Origin of the sequence: Pseudomonas sp. NPDC085632 (genome assembly GCF_044541255.1) — a bacterium.
Lineage (GTDB): Bacteria > Pseudomonadota > Gammaproteobacteria > Pseudomonadales > Pseudomonadaceae > Aquipseudomonas.
This window is the reverse complement of the sequence record NZ_JBITSX010000041.1, coordinates 39493-56206: the sequence shown is the minus strand read 5'-3', so window position 1 is coordinate 56206 and position 16714 is coordinate 39493. Positions and strand designations below refer to the sequence as shown.

The following is a 16714-nucleotide window of genomic DNA, read 5'->3' as shown; positions in this document are numbered from 1 at the left end:
AAAACCACCTGCTGGATGCGCGTCGCCAGCGGCTGGGCCGGCGCCGCGTACGGCGGCATCGCCATCCCGCGCATCGGCATGGAAGTCCTCGTCACTTTCCTCGAAGGCGATCCCGACCAGCCACTGGTCACCGGCTGCCTGTACCACAAGGAAAACGTCGTCCCCTACGACCTGCCGGCAAACAAGACCCGCAGCACCTTCAAAACACTGAGCTCACCGGGCGGCAAGGGCTACAACGAGTTCCGCATCGAAGACAAGAAAGGCGTCGAGCAAATCTACATCCACGCCCAACGCGACTGGGACGAAAACATCGAGCACGACCAGAAAATCCGCGTCGGCAACGAACGGCACGACACCGTCGAAGCCAACACGCTGAGCGAATTCAAGGTTGAAGAACACCGCATCACCCATCTGGACCGCATCAGCGAAATGCGCGCCGACGAGCACCTGACCGTCGGCGTGACCCAGCACGTAAAAATCGGCACCGCTCAATTCGTCGAAGCCGGCAGCGAAATCCACTACCACGCTGGCGACAAGGTCGTGGTAGACGCCGGCATGGAACTCACCGCCAAGGCTGGCGGCAGTTTCGTGAAGGTCGACGCCGGCGGCGTGACCATCAGCGGCGCAGAAGTGAAGGTCAATACCGGCGGCGCACCTGGTGTGGGCACCGGGATCGGGATTTTGGTGCCGTTGATTCCGGGGTTGGCAGCGGCAGACGTTGCCGGAAGGCTGATGGAAAAAGCCAAGGCCAACCCGACGTGGCTGGAGTTGAATTTGCACTACGACAATCTGGAACCGGTGCCGGGCGCGTCCTATCGCGTTGATTTTGCCGACGGTTCGACCCGTGAAGGTTTATTGGATGACAAAGGGTTCGCAAGACTAGAAGACGTACCAAAAGGTCCCGCGAAGGTCTATTACGGTGAAGATCCTCGCCCATTCAATCGAGAACCAATCAAAATCGTAGAAAACTCTGATGAGAACATCAACAACGACTTACGCAAATTAGGCTACGACCCAGATAAGATTGATTTACAGGCAATGGTTGAGAAAGCCGCAGGGAGGCTGGCATGAGCCAAGCAGTACAAACTACCGATGTCGCGGAAGAAACGGATCGTAAAGCGGCTTATAAAGAGGCTGCCGTCGAGTTGGCCAAAAGTATCGCAATGGGCGCAGTCCCCTTCCTCGGGCAAGCTATCGACGCATACGATACTGTTGAATCTTCTATCACTCTGTACAACGCCGAATCCGCCGAAGGTAAGGAGGATGCGAAGTTCGATCTGCTGATGGCTGTTATCGGATGGATACCGGGCCCTGGCGATGGACTGAAGAAAAGCATGCGCATCGTCAATAGAGATCCGCAGAGATTCGCACCGGTATTGTTTGACTTGCTTCGCTTCGTACTTCAGGAGTGCGGTATTAAAACCAGTCCCGAAGAACTGCTCAAGCAAGTTTTCAACGCTTCAAAATTAAGCACTGAACTTGATTCCATCATCAGTGCAGTGAAAGGATCTTCAACTTTCCAGAGCTTACCAAATTGGGCACAATCGGCCGTAGTTACCGTTCTGGCTACTGCCCGTGACAATATGCCGGAAATGCTCGGCATTGTTGAAAGACGTTTAGTGAAATGGAAAGGCATGCAGCGTAACAGCTCTGCCATGGCGGCTAGTTCAAGCCCTGCGAAGGGAAAAAAACCCGCTGGTAAAGACGCGACCGTAGCTACTAATGGCACAGATGGGGCGGCTGGTACTCACTCCAACAAAATTGATCAACAAAGCGCTGCCACCTCGATGTATCACATTGCCAATGATGCGCTTGGAGTGAGTGGTGAGCATATCGCGGATTATTATTGCGCGGAAACTTTAGGTTGGGGCAAAGACTGGGATGGTCACGATAAAGGAGCCCAAGGAACTTGGCCAAATGGGAACCCGGACGAAAATAGACTTGGAAAGCTTTCCATGGGCGGCAACCCTAAAACTTGGCACGCATTATATAAGTTAGATGATGGCGCAAACGGCACAGGGATCGACGCGGTATGGCGCGCGAATCCTGCCACTAACGAGCAAAAAAAGTTTGCAATTGTCGAAGCTAAAGCAAGCAGAGATGAAGACACACCGAAATTTATACAAAAGCAACACGATGCGAAGGCAAAGCAGGACAAGAAGGCAAAAGAAACAAACACGCCTTTAGCCTCTGGCCCTCAAAAAGAACAGCGAAAACCGAGCATCATTTCCAAACTTGGTGTATCTGGCGACATCAAGCTCGAAGAAATTCTCGAACCAATAGATAAATCAGAGCAAGAACCGCAAACCCATACCCCAGAAAAAACCCAGCCAAGTAAAAAGAATAATAGTAGATCTGGGAAACCATCCAGACATGCGAGCAACACCAACAAAAAGACAAGCACCGACAGCCCACCAAAAGACAAAGCAAAAGCAAAAGCAGACACCACGAAAGACGCAGCATCAAATCAGCCAACTGAAAAGACCGGGAAAGTTGTACTGGTACAGATGAGTATCGAATGGATTCACCAAAATATAGATAAATCAGTCACTGAAGGACTTTCATCACTAGTTCTCAACTCATTCAGCCGGCACATATTTTTTACGCCTCTCTATAGCGTTCTAAAGGGCCCTCGCGATCATGCCAAAGCGCGCAAGGAAAGTACTGGGCCAGAAACGCATTTGGAGCACGAAGCCATCCACTACAAAGAGAACAAAGTAAAAGAAGCCGTAAATAAGAAGAAAGAATCACTAACCAAAAAGTACGGCAACCTAGACTCCCTCAAGAAAGAGAAATAACATGAATAGACGGCAGCAGTTTTTGAGCGAGGCACGCTACAGCAACTTCTTTAAAAACAAGGAAAAAACAACAGTTTTCTTCGAAGAAAATACTTTTCAGGCAGAATCCGAAAGCCAAGAAAAGTCTCTGAGAGCTCGTCACTTCCAAAAATTAATACTCAAAGAAATACTTATCCGTTACACAGCCGGAAACGAAATAGATACTCTAATCCCATTGGTGGAGAGTCTTGTCGACAGCTACGAAACACTTCAAGAAAAACTGGCTATCTATGAAGGCATCCCGAATATAACACCGTTAACCATTGATGATTGGCTAGATCAGTACGAAGAATGCGTCCAGGTGTTTAGTTTATGCATACTTCTCCATCGTACCGATTTACTAAAACGATTTGTTGCACTCATTGATCCTGCAGGGTACGCCGGCGACGATACGCTGTACGAAGACCTTCTTTGCAAGCTTCTACCCGATCGATACGATGTTGACCGTTGGTACCACGACGTCTACACCCCCCTCGTCCTTGCCATCTACGAAGAAGATAAAGATGAAGCTTCAAATTTATTAAAAAAATACTGCGAAAATTGGTATCCAGCATTCAAACAAGCCCCATGGCATGATTCGCACAAACAAGGTGACGAAGGAAGTTACTGTGGTTATTGGGCTCTGGAAGCTGGAGCTGCGGCGTTTCTGTATGGCATTGATGACCAAGACGTAGACCATATGGTTTACCCGAAGGACTTGGTTGAATACGCAAGAAACCATGAACCTTCCGATAAGGCTCAGATTGGACGCATTGATTCCGGTCAGCCATGCAGCAAAACAGGCTACTGGTTTACTCCGGCTGAAGCGGATTCTCGTCGCCATTTCCTACAAGGTGAAATCATGCCGAAGTATGAAGAATCCACCTGGGGAGATACTATTTGGTATTGGTCAGGCGAAGAATAAGCAGCTCTACCCTTCGCTCGGCGCTAACCTTTGAGCGCTGAGCGAAGCGTGCAAGAACGGGAAATAAATGTACTTGGACGCACTATCAAAACCACTTCGCACTCCCTCATGAAGCGCAAGTCAAACTATCTGCATTAAACAAAAAAGCGTTTTACTAAGAAACAGCACCACCATCACATCACCCTTGAGTAAAAACTCTGTTATGAACAGAAGACAAGAACTTTTAACCAAGGCCAGATATATCGACTTTCTTGCCTACAGCGACGAAACCAAAGAGTTCTGGGCAAACAATACATTCGAGTCAGACACTCCAGAGCAAGAAGCCTCATTAAGAGCTACGCATTTCAAAAACGTAGCCTTAAAGAAACTGTTCATCTCGTACACCGCCGGATTAGAAACAACCTCGTTAGTACCGCTTCTCAAAGAGCTCATTACACACTATGAGAACCGCCAGAAAAAACTATCTCTATCTGAAAATATAGTAGATATATCCCCTCTTGCCATTGACGACTGGCTAGATGAGTACGAAGAGTGTATTCAAGTAATTAGCTTATGCATACTGCTGCGCCGCACAGATCTATTAAAACGATTCGTCGAACTCTTTGATAAAGCAGGCTACAATGGTCAAGATGCTTTGTATGAGGATCTTCTATGCAAAGTACTCCCCGACAGAGAAGACATTGACGACTGGTACCACGAAGTTTATACGCCTCTTCTCCAGGCCATCTACGCAGATGAAAAAGATGAAGCATCTGATCTGTTGGCGAAATATTGCAAAGAATGGTACCCGGCATTTAAACAAGCGCCTTGGCACGACTCTCATCTGCAGGGTGACGAAGGAAGCTATGTTGGATACTGGGCGTTCGAGGCAGGAGCTATCGCATTTTTATATGGGATAGATGACAGCAAAATCGATCACATGGTTTATCCAATGGACTTGGTCGAATACGCCAGAAATTATCAACTGTGCTCAGAAAATGAATAAACTCCAGAAGCTTTCAGAAAATGCTCCAGATTTATCGTTCGAGTTACCGGACGGAACCTCGGTGGTAAGACTCGGCTTGATCGTTACCTTGTACTTCAAGGACGGTTACACGTTGCAGTGCAAGCAGGCTGTCATGCAGTGTTTCGCGCGTTTCAAGGAAGAATTTGGTCAGCACCTGAAAGGACAGTTTGATCACCGCTACAAAAAACTAACTGATGCGAGTTTCGATAAAAAAACTTCAAAAATCCTCAAGACGCCCCCAAACGAACAATACGAGTGGCATATCAGCAGTGCCGCTACAGCCAATGAGGCCGGCGAATATAGTCTATCTGCGTTAAATTCTTTTGAAGTACATGGTGATAAAAAACGCTCATTTCTGAAGATGACGCTGCCATGGAGCATCTTGAAAGAACCCGATGGGGCTACCCGTTATCGAGACTGGATAGGTTACTTGGCCGACCAAGTTAAAGCGGAACATGGATATGGCGGGCTTTCGAGTATTTTGCCCTTCGATTTCGATAGCTATATGCCCATGGAATTCCAACTAGCTCAGCGTTACACGGGGCTCGAAGTTGACTCCTTAGTGACCAATTTCAAACGAGAGCTTCTCGACCATATTAAAGGAATCAATTGGTATAGCGTTATCGGCAATCGATTCGCGGAACGACTGGGCGGCATAGATGCTATAAGTCAATCGTTTAGCGGTCGCAATGATGTAGAAATTCTGAAATACCAATACGGCTTGGTGATTCGTGCCGGCGAACTACCGGATCTAGGCCCCATCGATGAGCCATTACCGGCAGTGTATGTAGCGGTAAATCGCGTTTTTAAACCGTTGCGCATACCAACACCTAGTCAACTGCATACATATTCTCAGCATGAAAACTGTTTTGAAGAAGAAAGCACCATTCGTTGGTATGCACGGTTCGACCAAACCGATCCCCCTTCGAACTAACCCTAATGAAAAGAAAGCTTTTTTATAGCGAAAATCATTACAGCATCTTCCTGAAGGCATATGACGATGCTGTAGATTTTTACCGCACTAAAACATTTAAATCAGATTCTTCCGAAGAAGAAGAAGAAGAAGAAGAAATGCTTCGCTCTAGATTTTTTCAAAGACTCTCTCTGGATAAGCTTTTAGCGACTTACACAGCAGGAGAAGCAGTCCCCTCGCTCATTCCGTTACTTGAAGATCTAGTTTCCAAGTATGAAGAGTGGCAACGAAAATTGGCACAAAACGAAAAGAGCCCTGACATATCACCATTAGCAATTAGTGATTACCCCTATCAATATGAAGAATGCGTTCAAGTCATAGGGCTTTGCATCCTATTACATCGCACAGATCTGCTTAAGCGTTTTGTAACTTTGATCGATAATGCCGGCTACGAAGGCACCGATACACTCTATGAAGATTTGCTTTGCAAAATTTTACCTGGCAGACACGATATAGATCAGTGGTATCACGACGTGTACTCACCGCTGGTCCAGGCGATTTATTCGAAAACAGCGGAAGATGCCTCTGCTCATCTTGAACGGTATTGCCGTGAGTGGTATGCAGCTTTCGAGCATGCTCCTTGGCACGACACACATCATCAAGGAGAGGACGGTAGCTATGTAGGCTATTGGGCTATCGAGGCTGGAGCTATCGCCTTTCTGTATGGCATTGACGACAGCAAAATCGATCACATGGTCTACCCCAAGGATCTCGTCGGGTACGCGAGATCGCAAGCCAAAAAGCCTTAAATCTAAACTACGATATTCGTCACGGACATGACACTTGAAAATACGGCAGAAATATCTTACTGAATTACGTTACGAAAACTTCCTGACAAACTACGACGAAGAATTTGAATTCTGGAAGGACAAACTATTCACCGCAGACTCTCCTGAACAAGAGAAGTCTCTACGAGCCAGGAACTTTAAAAACCTCCATTTGGAGCATGTCTTTATGCTTTACACTGCTGGAAAAGACATACAAAGTCTGATGCAGCCTCTGGAAACGCTGATTGCCAGCTATGAAGAACTCCAGAAATATCAGGCCACTTATGAGCAGATACCTAACATCACTCCTCTGATTATTGATGACTGGCCAGATGAATATGAAGAATGCCTGCAAGTCATAAGCCTGTGCATCTTGTTGCATCGCACTGACTTGCTAAAACGCTTTGTCTTTTTAATCGATAGTGCAGGATATGCCCATACGGATACTCTGTATGAGGACTTATTGATCAAGGTGTTACCTGAGCGGGCGGATATCGATCAGTGGTATCACGATGTCTCCACGCCGCTGATACAGGCCATTTACGCTGAAGATAGTACAGAGGCTTCCAGATTTCTAAGCAATTACTGCGAAACCTGGTATTCCGCCTTTGAGCAGGCGCCATGGCATGACACACACCAAGATGGCGAGGAAGGCAGTTACGTTGGATATTGGGCTTTCGAAGCCGGTGCTATTGCTTACTTATACGGCATCGATGACAGCAAAATAGACCATATGATCTACCCTAAGGATTTGGTCGAATATGCCAGAAACCATCAACTTTCTACTAAGCTAGGGGCGCTTGTTTAGATGCTGGCCTACCCTGTGCCAACGACAGGAAATTGGTTTACGCCGGCGCAAGTCGACTAAAGCAAGCGGAGGTGTAGAGACGTGAAAAAGAGACAAAAATTCTTCAGCGAGACTCATTATAATAACTTCCTGAGAGAGCACGACAAAGTTATAGATTTCTTGAAAACAAATACCTTTGAGTCAGACTCCCCTGAGGAAGAGGCAGCACTTCGCTCTCGGCATTTGCAAAAACTCGCGCTTGACCGGCTTTTGGCGGCTTATACTGCGGGCGAAGAGATCACTTCATTACCTTCCCTCTTAAGTGACTTGATTGACAAGTACGAGACCAGACAAGCAAAACTTGCGATATTCGAAAACACTCATGAAATATCACCACTCGCAATTGATGACTGGCCCTACCTATATGAAGAGTGCGTACAAGTTATAGGCTTCTGTGTGTTACTGCATCGTATCGACCTTCTTAAGCGCTTTGTAAAACTAATGGACGATGCGGGCTATGTCGGCAGTGATACTTTATTTGAAGACCTGCTAATTAAATTATTACCCGACAGAAAAGATGTGGACCAATGGTTTCACGATATCTATACCCCTTTAGTTCAGGCCATCTACGCAGACAGCAAAGAGGAAGCATCCTCGCGCCTAGAGCAATACTGCTGCCAATGGTATTCAGCATTTGAACAAGCCCCATGGCACGACTTACATCTGCAGGGAGAAAATGGAAACTACGTCGGTTACTGGGCTATAGAGGCTGGAGCAATTGCATTTCTATACGGTATAGACGACAGCAAAATCGATCACATGGTCTACCCCAAGGATCTGGTCGAATACGCTCGCAGCCTGTAATCACAATGAGTTTTTCGAATCCATCGCTAAACCACTCAACCTGCCCTCTTTCGACGGCAGGCTTTTTTGAGGAGTGAACTCAGGCAGGCGCTTTCCAGTTCAACATCTGCTGCTGCGCGACCTGGAGCAAGTCATTGCCATCCTGTGTCAGCAGGTAAAGCGCATGGGTGATATGTGGAATGTCTTGCACGTCGGCGTGCTTGAAGCATAGGCAATGCAGTGTTTCGAGCAGGTCGGCGGCGGCGCGGATGCGCTGGACGGCAGCTTCGAGGATGTCTTTCGGGTTTGCTTGGGTGTCGATGAGCAGTGTCGGGGTTTCGGTGACATTGCTGCTGAGGGGGAGATAGCGGTTTTGTAGCAGTTTGATTATTGGCATATTGATAACTCGATTGTTTCAAAAGTAACCGCCGACACCGTGACCAAACGATGGGAGGCGGACCGTGTACAGGCTTGGTCAACCGAGAACAATCAACTCAGCTCGCCCGAAGGCGTCCTGCACACGGCCGCCACAGCTATGCACTTCACGGTCAAAGAACTCCGCGGTGCAAATGATGGCACATATGCAATCGATTATTCCCGGGTGACCAAACCCGAACCACTGATTTTGCAGCGGCAACCGACAATACCCGCCCCGCTCCAGCCGCCGAAAGCAGACAAGGCACCAGCCTTTGTAGGAATTCGCCAAACCTTCATGAGAAAACCGCCGCACTCCCTGACAGCCGGCGTTCAGCTCGGTTAACCATCCCTTAACGCCGTGGTCAAAAACTCTACTGAACCGCACGCCCTCAGCCATTCTGGCTGTTGCCCAGTGCGGCAGGTTCGGGTGCCTCACGCCGAACTCTAGAACCGCCACTCGGGAGTCCATTCATGAACATTCGTCCTTTATTGCTCACTGCCGCCCTCGCCTGCACCGCGTTCGCCGGGCTGGCCCAGGCCAATGACACCTTTGCCACGTCCAAAGCCGTGCCGTATGAATACGGCATGCCGCTGCATGTGGCCAAAGTGGTGTCGTTGACCGAGCCGCCAACGCAACTGTGCAAAGTGGTTACGGCCGATATGAAGTACATCGACAATGCCGGTAAGCCCGAGGAGATCAGCTACCGGAAATTGTCTGACGCGTGCAACTTCCAGAACTGACAGAAACGTCTGATTTGCGGGTTTGCGGTAGGCGTGGGGAGTTTCGGCGGTTATGCTCGGAGCCCTCCTCACTGCCGCAAGGATTCGCCATGCAGTTGTCGTTTCGCTCGTTGTCGGGCTTCACGTGTTCGTTGTGTTTTTTGCTGGCGTTGGCTTGGGGCGTTTTCCCGGAAAGGCTGCTGGCGATCTGGAGCATCGAGTATTCCGAAGCAGCAGGATTTGTCGCGCGGCGCAGTGCGGTGCTGTTTGCGGCGTTGGGGGTGATGTTTTATCTGGTGCGCAACGCACCGCCGTCGCTGGGGCGCAATGCGCTGAGCAACGGGTTTATCGTCGGTTGTTTTGGTTTGGCGGTGCTGGGTTTTGCGGAATGGCTGAACGGTCATGCCGGCCCCGGGATTTTGCTCGCGGTGCTGGTCGAGTTCGCGCTGGGCCTTGGCTTTGTGCAGGCCCGGCGCGTGACGGTCGAACTGGGTGAAACGGTGCGTTAAACGACTCTGGAGCGTGGGCTGTAGTGATGTTGCACAGTTTGCTGGTTCAGATCCGAGCGCAGCCCTGCGATCAGTTCGTTGATTTCACGACAGCCATTGAGGTGGCTGGCGTCGATGCCACTGACCAGCAGATCGACCTGATCGGTCTGGTGATCGCCGAAAACCTTGACGGTCATCGACAAGTCCGGCGACAGCGTGCACTGGCAGCGTTTCGGCAGAAAACTGCTTTCAATGATATTGCGTAGTTCCAAGGCAGACAGAAACATGGCGAAACCCTCTCCTTACTGTGAGATGCCAATCAAGTATTCACGCTGACCGTTGCTGCCCCTGCACGGGTGTGTCCCCGCTGTTTCCCTGGTGCGACAAGCGGTGGTACTGCGAAATGCCCATTGGAGTGTAGGCGCCCAAGGCCGGTGCGCCGCACTGAAAAGACGCATAAAGCGTGCCTTTCATCGGTTCATTTTCATCCTCATGAAATCAGGCACTTGGCGGCGGTGCCAGTATTTGGCTACTTGCAAATTGCAAGAATGGCCTCGGCGGGTACTGCAATTTGCAACTCGACGCTGGTTTGCAATCACGGCCCATGACGGTAAGAATGCCCGTCATCCACCCTACACCCGCACGGAGGCTTCCATGGGTTCTTTCCGCGTTTACGCGACCACCGGGCTGTTCATCGCCAGCCTGTCCACCCTCGCCCACGCCGCCAAACTTGAAGACGTCGCGCCGTTCCCAAAGGCTGAAGCCGGGTTCACCCGCCAGGTCATTCACTTGCCCAAGCAGGAGCAGGAAGAGAACTTCCAGGTGGAAATTCTCGCTGGCAAAACGCTTGAAGTGGACTGCAACCGCCAGCGTTTGGGCGGCGTTCTCGATGAGAAGAATCTTGAAGGCTGGGGTTATCCGTTCTATCGCCTGGAAAAAGTCATTGGGCCGATGAGCACGATGATGGCCTGCCCGCCCGGCAGCCAGAAGAAGCGCGCATTCGTGCCGGTCGTTGGTGACGGTTTCATGCTGCGTTACAACAGCAAGTTGCCGGTCGTGGTGTATGCGCCGTCTGACGTCGAAGTGCGATATCGCATCTGGTCGGCGTCGGACAAAGTCGGTACAGCCCTGCAGGAATAACCCGAATAAGGAGTGCGTCGTTTGATTACCTGCCACGTCCGATATGTCATTGATCCCTACCAATTGCCTGAGTTCGAGGCCTACGCCAAGGCCTGGCTCGGCATCGTCGAACGCTTGGGCGGTACCCATCATGGCTATTTCCTGCCTTCCGAGGGCGCGAACAATATCGCTTATTGCCTGTTCAGTTTTCCGTCGCTGGCGGATTACGAAAGCTATCGGCACATCGCGCTGACCGATTCGGAAAGCACCGCACTGGTGGCCAGCCTGGTCGAGAAGAAGTTTATCGTCAGCTACGAGCGCAGCTTCCTGCGCCCCTTGATGCAGTAGTGAGCAGAGTTTTTCCCTGAAACTTGAACAATCCCGATTGTCAACCCCGCTTTACCTGTCAACTCTGACAGTTACGCCGCGAGTCCTGATGCAGTAGCGTCAACAGCCAACGGGAGTTAATTCCTTCATTGCGCAAACATCAGGAGCAACTGCAATGGCTAAAACCAAGAGCAGAACCAAAACAACCCTGGCCAACGCATTCTCCGCCGACGTCAATCGGGGCGAGAGTCCGCTGTTCAGGGCAACCACTATGGAACTATTTTCCCGGTTTCAGGTAGGCATAGGCCCGTATTGGCAAGGCTTCGGTACTCATTACATCAGGATTGATCCATTCAATCCCGTGGAAGTACACCTGAGCATTTTCGTAAGAGAACTCGCAAAACCTGGCACTTATACGCTGGGCGAGGACGAGAAGGATGTTTGGGCAGCCTATGCTGTCGCTCGTAGGGACGGCAATGTGGAGGGATATTTGTCAATCTCGGGAGAAGTCACACTTGAGGCTATACCTCCACCCGGGAAAAGACGCCTCAAGGGAACGCTTTCGGGAACCCTTTCCTTCACAGGCGAGTATCAGGACAAGGAAGTACACGTCACGAACGGCCACTTCAATTTGACCAAGAATATTATCCGAGTCTTATAACCCTATACGCAGGTAGTTGGGGGCTACGCCAGGCACTGCATCAGCTGATGCTCAGCGAATGCAAATGTCTGCGCCCCCACCTGCTGCACGCCGCGTCACACCAAGACACCACACACGGCGGCGCGCTCGGCAACGTGGCGCAGGCTGTCGAAGTTGATATTGGCGCCCGAGTCGATCGCCACGAATGTCTGCTCGCGCACCCTGGTTCGCGCCACGTATTGCTTGATCCCGGCCACGGCCAGGGCGCCGGAAGGTTCGGTGATCGAGCGGGTATCGTCGTAGATATTCTTGATTGCCGCGCAGAGGTCATCGTTGCTGACGGTGATCACTTCGTCAACGCAGAATCGGCAAACCTCAAATCCGAACGCGCCGATCTGCGCTACTGCCACGCCATCGGCGAACGTCCCGACATTGGGCAGTACGACGCGCTGATCCGCTTCGAGCGCGGCCTTCAGGCACGCGGAGTGTTCGGATTCGACGCCGATGATCCGCACTTCCGGGCGCAGGTATTTGACGTAGGCTGCGATGCCGGCGATCAGACCGCCACCGCCCACCGGGATAAAAATCGCATCCAATGTGCCTTGATGCTGGCGGAGGATTTCCATCGCCACGGTGCCCTGCCCGGCGATTACCTCCGGGTCATCGAACGGAGACACGAAGGTGCGCCCGGTTTGTTCCGCCAGTTGCAGCGCATGGGCCAGCGCGAATGGGAAACTCTCGCCGTGGAGCAACGCTTCAGCGCCACGACTGCGCACACCCAGCACTTTCAATTCTGGCGTTGTCGCCGGCATGACGATGGTCGCCGCGATCCCCAATTCGCGTGCTGCCAGCGCGACGCCTTGCGCGTGGTTGCCGGCCGATGCGGTGATCACCCCGCGCGCCTTCTGTTCGTCGCTCAATTGCACCAGTTTGTTGTAGGCACCACGGATCTTGAAGGAGAACGTCGGTTGCAGGTCTTCGCGCTTGAGCAGAATCCGGTTGCCCAGCGCCTCCGATAGCGCCGGCGCCGCTTGCAAAGGCGTGCGCACCGCGAGGTCGTAGACCGGCGCGGCGAGGATCTTTTTCACGTAGTGCTCGAGCAGGGTTTGTTGGTCGTATGTGTAACTCATGAACATCTCCTTGGCAGAATTCACACGGTCCCTGTAGGAGCTGCCGGAGGCTGCGATCTTTTGATTTTGTTTTAGAAAAATCAAAGTCAAAAGATCGTCCGATCGCGGCCCCGAGCCTTCGGCAGCTCCTACATGAGCCACATTTCAAAAACCCCGGAGACAGAAAGTAAAAACCCGCCTCTAGGGCGGGTTGGGTGCTGCAGTCGTGAGCTAGCCCGCCAAATGAGGAATGGCGGTAATAATAATTGGCTGGCAACGCGATACAGTCGAAGTCATGGGCTGGAAATTAGCCTGCGCGCTACTGGCAAGTCAATGGCCAATTTTGCGTGGTGACGTTAGTCTGGCGACTCTCTCATCACACCATGGAAGGCTTGCATGATGTCTATCGCCCTGCCCCTCACGGCTTTGCTCGCGTTTAGCGGTTATACCGTTTCGGTGATGCTCCAGGCTGAACAGTCGTTGATCGACTTTGGCATCAGCCTGATGTCGCGACCCGATACTGCGCAGGTGGTGATTGATCTGTATCTGCTGGCCACACTGGCGGGCGTGTGGATGGTCAAGGATGCGCGGTCGTGTGGGCAGTCGGTTTGGTCGGTGCTGCCTTATTTGTTGTTGACGGCGGTTTTTGTGTCGATCGGGCCGTTGTTGTATCTGGTGGTGCGTGGGGTTCGTGAGCGCCGGAAGGCGGTGGAAAAGCGCAGCCAGATACTATGAACACCTGAAAACCCTACAATGGAATGTCGTGGGATTCAGGGCTTTTTTACGGCGACGAACGCGGCGGTTTCGTAAGGCACCGTCACCACATCCCTGCCACGCAGCGCCGGCTCTGCGGCAATCAATGCACGTATCTGCTCATCGACCGTCGCCCGCTGCCCCTCCGGCAGCGCGGCGATGAAACTGGTCGAGCGCACGCGGTTGAAGATCACGTCTTCCGGCGATCCGGTATGACCATGATGAAACCGCTCGACCTGCAATGGTGCGAACGCCGGGTGCGGAAAGGCCTCGCGCCAGGCGCCGGTGTAATAGCGCGGTGTGTCACCTTCGAGTGCGTTGACGATCGCATCGAGCTTGGGCACCCAGCTGACTTGGGTGTCGCGCAGGTTCCAGATCAGGCCTAGTTTGCCCCCGGGTCTGAGCACACGAGCAATTTCCGTCAGCGCCTCGGTGCTGGCGAACCAGTGAAACGCCTGCGCACAGACCACCACATCGACAGACGCATCGGGTAACGGCAAATCAGTCGCCGTGCCGCTCACCGCCAGCACCTGAGGCCAGGCGTCAGACAGTTTTTCCAGCATTTGCGCCACCGGCTCAACCGCGATCACCTGTGCGCCCGTCGCCACCAGACGCCCGGTGAACTTGCCTGTGCCGGCGCCCAGATCAATCACGGTCTTGTGCCCATCCAGGCCCAGCGTCGCGACCAACCACTCACTGACCTGCGGCGGATAGTCCGGCCGCCCTTTGACGTAAGTGTCGGCAGCGGTTTTGTAGCCGGCAGCGGCTGAATGATGGACGTGATCGGTCATGGCAACTCTCCTTACGACAAAACATCGGATCGACGGCAGACGCTCCCGAGCATAGCGCTTGAATTTACGCTGAACTTGAACAGTCACTGATAAAGCAATGAATAAAAATTCACGCTGTGGTGTTCAAATTGAAACATAACCCTCTGTGGAGCCTTGCCCATGACTATCCGTTCCGTTATGTTCGCCGCCCCGTTGTTACTGGCGGTCGCGATGTCCAGCCAGTTGGCCTGGGCCAATGGTGATGAAGACGCACCGGTGCAGAAGCCCGAGTGCCCGAAAGGCCAGGTTTGGGACAGTAAAACGCAGAAGTGCGTGCTGCAAACCAGCAGCCTGTTGCCGGACGCTGATCGTACCGATTACGCCTATCGCCTCGCGAAGGACGGTCGTTACGAAGAAGCACTGACACTGCTCGATACGCTCAAGCAACCAAACACCGCCAAGGCACTCAACTATCGCGGTTACGCCACGCGCAAACTGGGGCGCACTGACGAAGGCATCGGCTATTACCTGCAATCGGTGAAACTCGATCCGCAATACGCGCAAGTACGTGAATACCTCGGCGAGGCCTATGTGATCAAGGGCCGCGTCGACCTGGCGCAGGAACAACTGCAGCAGATCCAATCGATTTGCGGCACGTCCTGCGAGGAATACCAGGACCTGGCCGAAGCCATCAACGATTCATCGAAAACCTGAGCACTTACAAGGGCCGCCATCATCTTCAACGATCAGGCATTCAGAGCAGAACTCGGACAGCATCTGGCGCGACTGTGGCGCTACGGTTTGTTGCTGTCGCGCAATCGGCATCTGGCCGAGGATCTGGTGCAGGCCACGTGTGTACGGGCGCTGGAGCGCGCCACTCAGTACAGCGCCGGCACGCGTATGGATCGCTGGTTGCTGAGCATTCTGCATTCGATCTGGCTCAATGAAGTGCGCGCCAGGCGCGTGCGTCAGGGTGCGGGACAGGTCGATGCCGACGGCCAACTGGCGTTCGACGGCGAGTACGCCGCACAGACTCATGTGATGGCGGCGCAAGTGATTCGCCGCGTCGACGCGCTGCCGGAAACCCAGCGCGAAACGGTATATCTGGCCTACGTCGAAGGCTTGTCCTACCGCGAAGTCGCCGAGGTCCTGCAAGTGCCGATCGGCACGGTGATGAGTCGCCTGGCCACCGCCCGGCTGAAACTCGCCGAGTACCCGCCGCTGCAAGCGGTGCCGAAATCCACCGAAGGAGACCGTTCATGAACACACCTTCGGATGAACAACTGGTCGCCTACCTCGATGGCGAACTCGACGGCGAATATCGCAATCAACTCGACCACGCCATTGCCGAAGACCCGCTGCTCAGTCTGCGCGTGCAATGGCTCAGCCGCAGTAACCTGCCGTACAAGAACGCCTATGACGAACTGGCGCAACAGGCACCGCTGGATCGTTTGCAGGCGCGGCTGGATGCCATTCCGTCGCCACAGCGTCCGGGCTTCAACCGTCGCTGGTTCATCGGTGGCGCCGCCGCCGCGCTGCTGGCCGGTGGTGTGCTGGCTGATCGGTTATTCCTCGGCTGGCATGCCGCGCAATCGAACAATTGGCGCGCATTGGTGGGCGATTACATGGCGCTGTATGTGCCGCAGACGCTCGATCATCTGCCGACTGACGACGTAACCCAGCGTGCGCAACTGCGTACGGTCGATGCACGCCTTGGGCTGAACCTTTCACCCACCACGTTGAAGCTGCCGGGCGCCGAATTCAAACGGGCACAAATGCTTGAGTACGACGGCGTGCCCATCGCACAGATTGTTTATCTGGATGCGAAGCATGGCCCATTGGCCCTGTGCGTGACCCGTTCGAACAGCGGCAGTCAGCCGCTGGCGCACGAGCGTCGGCATGAGATGAATGTGGTGTATTGGACTGAACGTGAACATGCGTGGATGTTGATCGGACGTAACTCGGCGACAGAACTTGAGCAACATGCGGGACTGCTGCGCTCACAACCGCTGAAAGCGTAAGAAAGCTGCAGGCCTTCGCCGTCTCTAAATCGCGGACAACCAGCGCTGAAGATGGCGACTGATCCGGCGCTTTCGCGAGCAAGCTCGCTCTCACAGCGACTTCCGGTGTTCATACATTCTATGTACATCCAAACCTGTAGCTGCGGCACGCTGCGATCTTTTGACTTTGATCTTGAAAATCAAAATCAAAAGATCGCAGCGTGCCGCAGCTCCTACAAGGATATTGCGCGATA

Annotated in this window: 20 protein-coding genes and 1 pseudogene; 17 read left to right on the top strand and 4 right to left on the bottom strand. The window is 52.5% G+C overall.

Annotated elements, in window-relative coordinates; all coding sequences use genetic code 11:
- The 8 genes from tssI to ACIF4X_RS21955 form a co-directional block, all read left to right on the top strand.
- Nucleotides 1–1071 (top strand): type VI secretion system tip protein TssI/VgrG (tssI, locus tag ACIF4X_RS21990; RefSeq protein WP_397483718.1); only part of this gene is annotated, 1071 nt, incomplete at its 5' end.
- Nucleotides 1068–2798, top strand: coding sequence for a hypothetical protein (locus ACIF4X_RS21985; RefSeq protein ID WP_397483717.1), 1731 nt, complete (start codon nucleotides 1068–1070; stop codon nucleotides 2796–2798). The genes tssI and ACIF4X_RS21985, both read left to right, overlap by 4 nt.
- Before the next feature lies 1 nt (nucleotide 2799).
- Complete coding sequence (locus tag ACIF4X_RS21980) at nucleotides 2800–3741, top strand: PoNe immunity protein domain-containing protein (protein ID WP_397483716.1); 942 nt, start codon at nucleotides 2800–2802, stop codon at nucleotides 3739–3741.
- A 202-nt stretch (nucleotides 3742–3943) separates the two neighbouring features.
- Nucleotides 3944–4726 carry a PoNe immunity protein domain-containing protein gene (locus ACIF4X_RS21975; protein ID WP_397483715.1) on the top strand — a complete coding sequence of 261 codons (783 nt, stop codon included), beginning with the start codon at nucleotides 3944–3946 and terminating at the stop codon, nucleotides 4724–4726.
- Nucleotides 4719–5681, top strand: a complete 963-nt coding sequence (locus tag ACIF4X_RS21970) for a type VI immunity family protein (RefSeq protein WP_397483714.1) — start codon at nucleotides 4719–4721, stop codon at nucleotides 5679–5681. Before ACIF4X_RS21975 ends, ACIF4X_RS21970 begins: the two co-directional genes overlap by 8 nt.
- 5 nt (nucleotides 5682–5686) lie before the next feature.
- Complete coding sequence (locus ACIF4X_RS21965; RefSeq protein ID WP_397483713.1) at nucleotides 5687–6469, top strand: PoNe immunity protein domain-containing protein; 783 nt, start codon at nucleotides 5687–5689, stop codon at nucleotides 6467–6469.
- Between the two features lie 34 nt (nucleotides 6470–6503).
- Nucleotides 6504–7295, top strand: a complete 792-nt coding sequence (locus ACIF4X_RS21960) for a PoNe immunity protein domain-containing protein (RefSeq protein ID WP_397483712.1) — start codon at nucleotides 6504–6506, stop codon at nucleotides 7293–7295.
- Between the two features lie 81 nt (nucleotides 7296–7376).
- Nucleotides 7377–8138: a PoNe immunity protein domain-containing protein gene (locus tag ACIF4X_RS21955; protein ID WP_397483711.1), complete on the top strand. Its 762-nt coding sequence runs from the start codon at nucleotides 7377–7379 to the stop codon at nucleotides 8136–8138.
- A 79-nt stretch (nucleotides 8139–8217) separates the two neighbouring features.
- Here ACIF4X_RS21955 and ACIF4X_RS21950 read toward each other — a convergent pair whose 3' ends face one another.
- Nucleotides 8218–8514 (bottom strand): hypothetical protein, encoded by a 297-nt coding sequence (locus ACIF4X_RS21950; protein WP_038368500.1) that lies wholly within the window; start codon nucleotides 8512–8514, stop codon nucleotides 8218–8220.
- Nucleotides 8515–9005: 491 nt separating this feature from the next.
- On the opposite strand from ACIF4X_RS21950, the gene ACIF4X_RS21945 reads away from it, so the two are divergent.
- Entirely contained in the window at nucleotides 9006–9275 is a 270-nt protein-coding gene (locus ACIF4X_RS21945) for a DUF2790 domain-containing protein (RefSeq protein ID WP_397483710.1), read from the top strand.
- 89 nt (nucleotides 9276–9364) lie between these two features.
- On the top strand, nucleotides 9365–9763 hold the full coding sequence (locus ACIF4X_RS21940; RefSeq protein ID WP_397483709.1) for a hypothetical protein: 399 nt from the start codon (nucleotides 9365–9367) through the stop codon (nucleotides 9761–9763).
- Here the strand turns inward: ACIF4X_RS21940 and ACIF4X_RS21935 are convergent.
- A complete protein-coding gene (locus ACIF4X_RS21935) occupies nucleotides 9760–10029 on the bottom strand; it encodes a DUF1652 domain-containing protein (RefSeq protein WP_007912157.1) in 270 nt (89 codons plus the stop codon). The two genes, ACIF4X_RS21940 and ACIF4X_RS21935, sit on opposite strands and share 4 nt — an antisense overlap.
- Before the next feature lie 367 nt (nucleotides 10030–10396).
- Here ACIF4X_RS21935 and eco point away from each other — a divergent pair, with 367 nt between their 5' ends.
- From eco to ACIF4X_RS21920, 3 genes are all read left to right on the top strand, one after another.
- On the top strand, nucleotides 10397–10882 hold the full coding sequence (gene eco / locus ACIF4X_RS21930; protein WP_122599955.1) for a serine protease inhibitor ecotin: 486 nt from the start codon (nucleotides 10397–10399) through the stop codon (nucleotides 10880–10882).
- Nucleotides 10883–10903: 21 nt separating this feature from the next.
- Nucleotides 10904–11209 (top strand): NIPSNAP family protein, encoded by a 306-nt coding sequence (locus ACIF4X_RS21925; RefSeq protein ID WP_397483708.1) that lies wholly within the window; start codon nucleotides 10904–10906, stop codon nucleotides 11207–11209.
- A gap of 154 nt (nucleotides 11210–11363) precedes the next feature.
- Nucleotides 11364–11849, top strand: coding sequence for a hypothetical protein (locus tag ACIF4X_RS21920; protein WP_397483707.1), 486 nt, complete (start codon nucleotides 11364–11366; stop codon nucleotides 11847–11849).
- 119 nt (nucleotides 11850–11968) lie between these two features.
- On the opposite strand, the pseudogene ilvA reads toward ACIF4X_RS21920, so the two are convergent.
- Nucleotides 11969–12964, bottom strand: a pseudogene (ilvA, locus tag ACIF4X_RS21915) (threonine ammonia-lyase, biosynthetic); the annotation flags it as partial.
- A gap of 369 nt (nucleotides 12965–13333) precedes the next feature.
- Between ilvA and ACIF4X_RS21910 the strand changes: the two are divergent.
- A complete protein-coding gene (locus ACIF4X_RS21910) occupies nucleotides 13334–13672 on the top strand; it encodes a DUF2834 domain-containing protein (RefSeq protein WP_397483706.1) in 339 nt (112 codons plus the stop codon).
- A gap of 35 nt (nucleotides 13673–13707) precedes the next feature.
- Here the strand turns inward: ACIF4X_RS21910 and ACIF4X_RS21905 are convergent, their stop codons facing one another.
- Nucleotides 13708–14481: a class I SAM-dependent methyltransferase gene (locus ACIF4X_RS21905; RefSeq protein ID WP_397483705.1), complete on the bottom strand. Its 774-nt coding sequence runs from the start codon at nucleotides 14479–14481 to the stop codon at nucleotides 13708–13710.
- A 159-nt stretch (nucleotides 14482–14640) separates the two neighbouring features.
- Here ACIF4X_RS21905 and ACIF4X_RS21900 point away from each other — a divergent pair, with 159 nt between their 5' ends.
- From ACIF4X_RS21900 to ACIF4X_RS21890, 3 genes are all read left to right on the top strand, one after another.
- Complete coding sequence (locus ACIF4X_RS21900; RefSeq protein ID WP_397483704.1) at nucleotides 14641–15174, top strand: tetratricopeptide repeat protein; 534 nt, start codon at nucleotides 14641–14643, stop codon at nucleotides 15172–15174.
- 63 nt (nucleotides 15175–15237) lie between these two features.
- Nucleotides 15238–15723 (top strand): sigma-70 family RNA polymerase sigma factor, encoded by a 486-nt coding sequence (locus ACIF4X_RS21895; protein WP_397483720.1) that lies wholly within the window; start codon nucleotides 15238–15240, stop codon nucleotides 15721–15723.
- A complete protein-coding gene (locus ACIF4X_RS21890) occupies nucleotides 15720–16481 on the top strand; it encodes an anti-sigma factor family protein (RefSeq protein WP_397483703.1) in 762 nt (253 codons plus the stop codon). The genes ACIF4X_RS21895 and ACIF4X_RS21890 overlap by 4 nt, the downstream gene beginning before the upstream one ends.
- Nucleotides 16482–16714 lie beyond the last annotated feature (233 nt).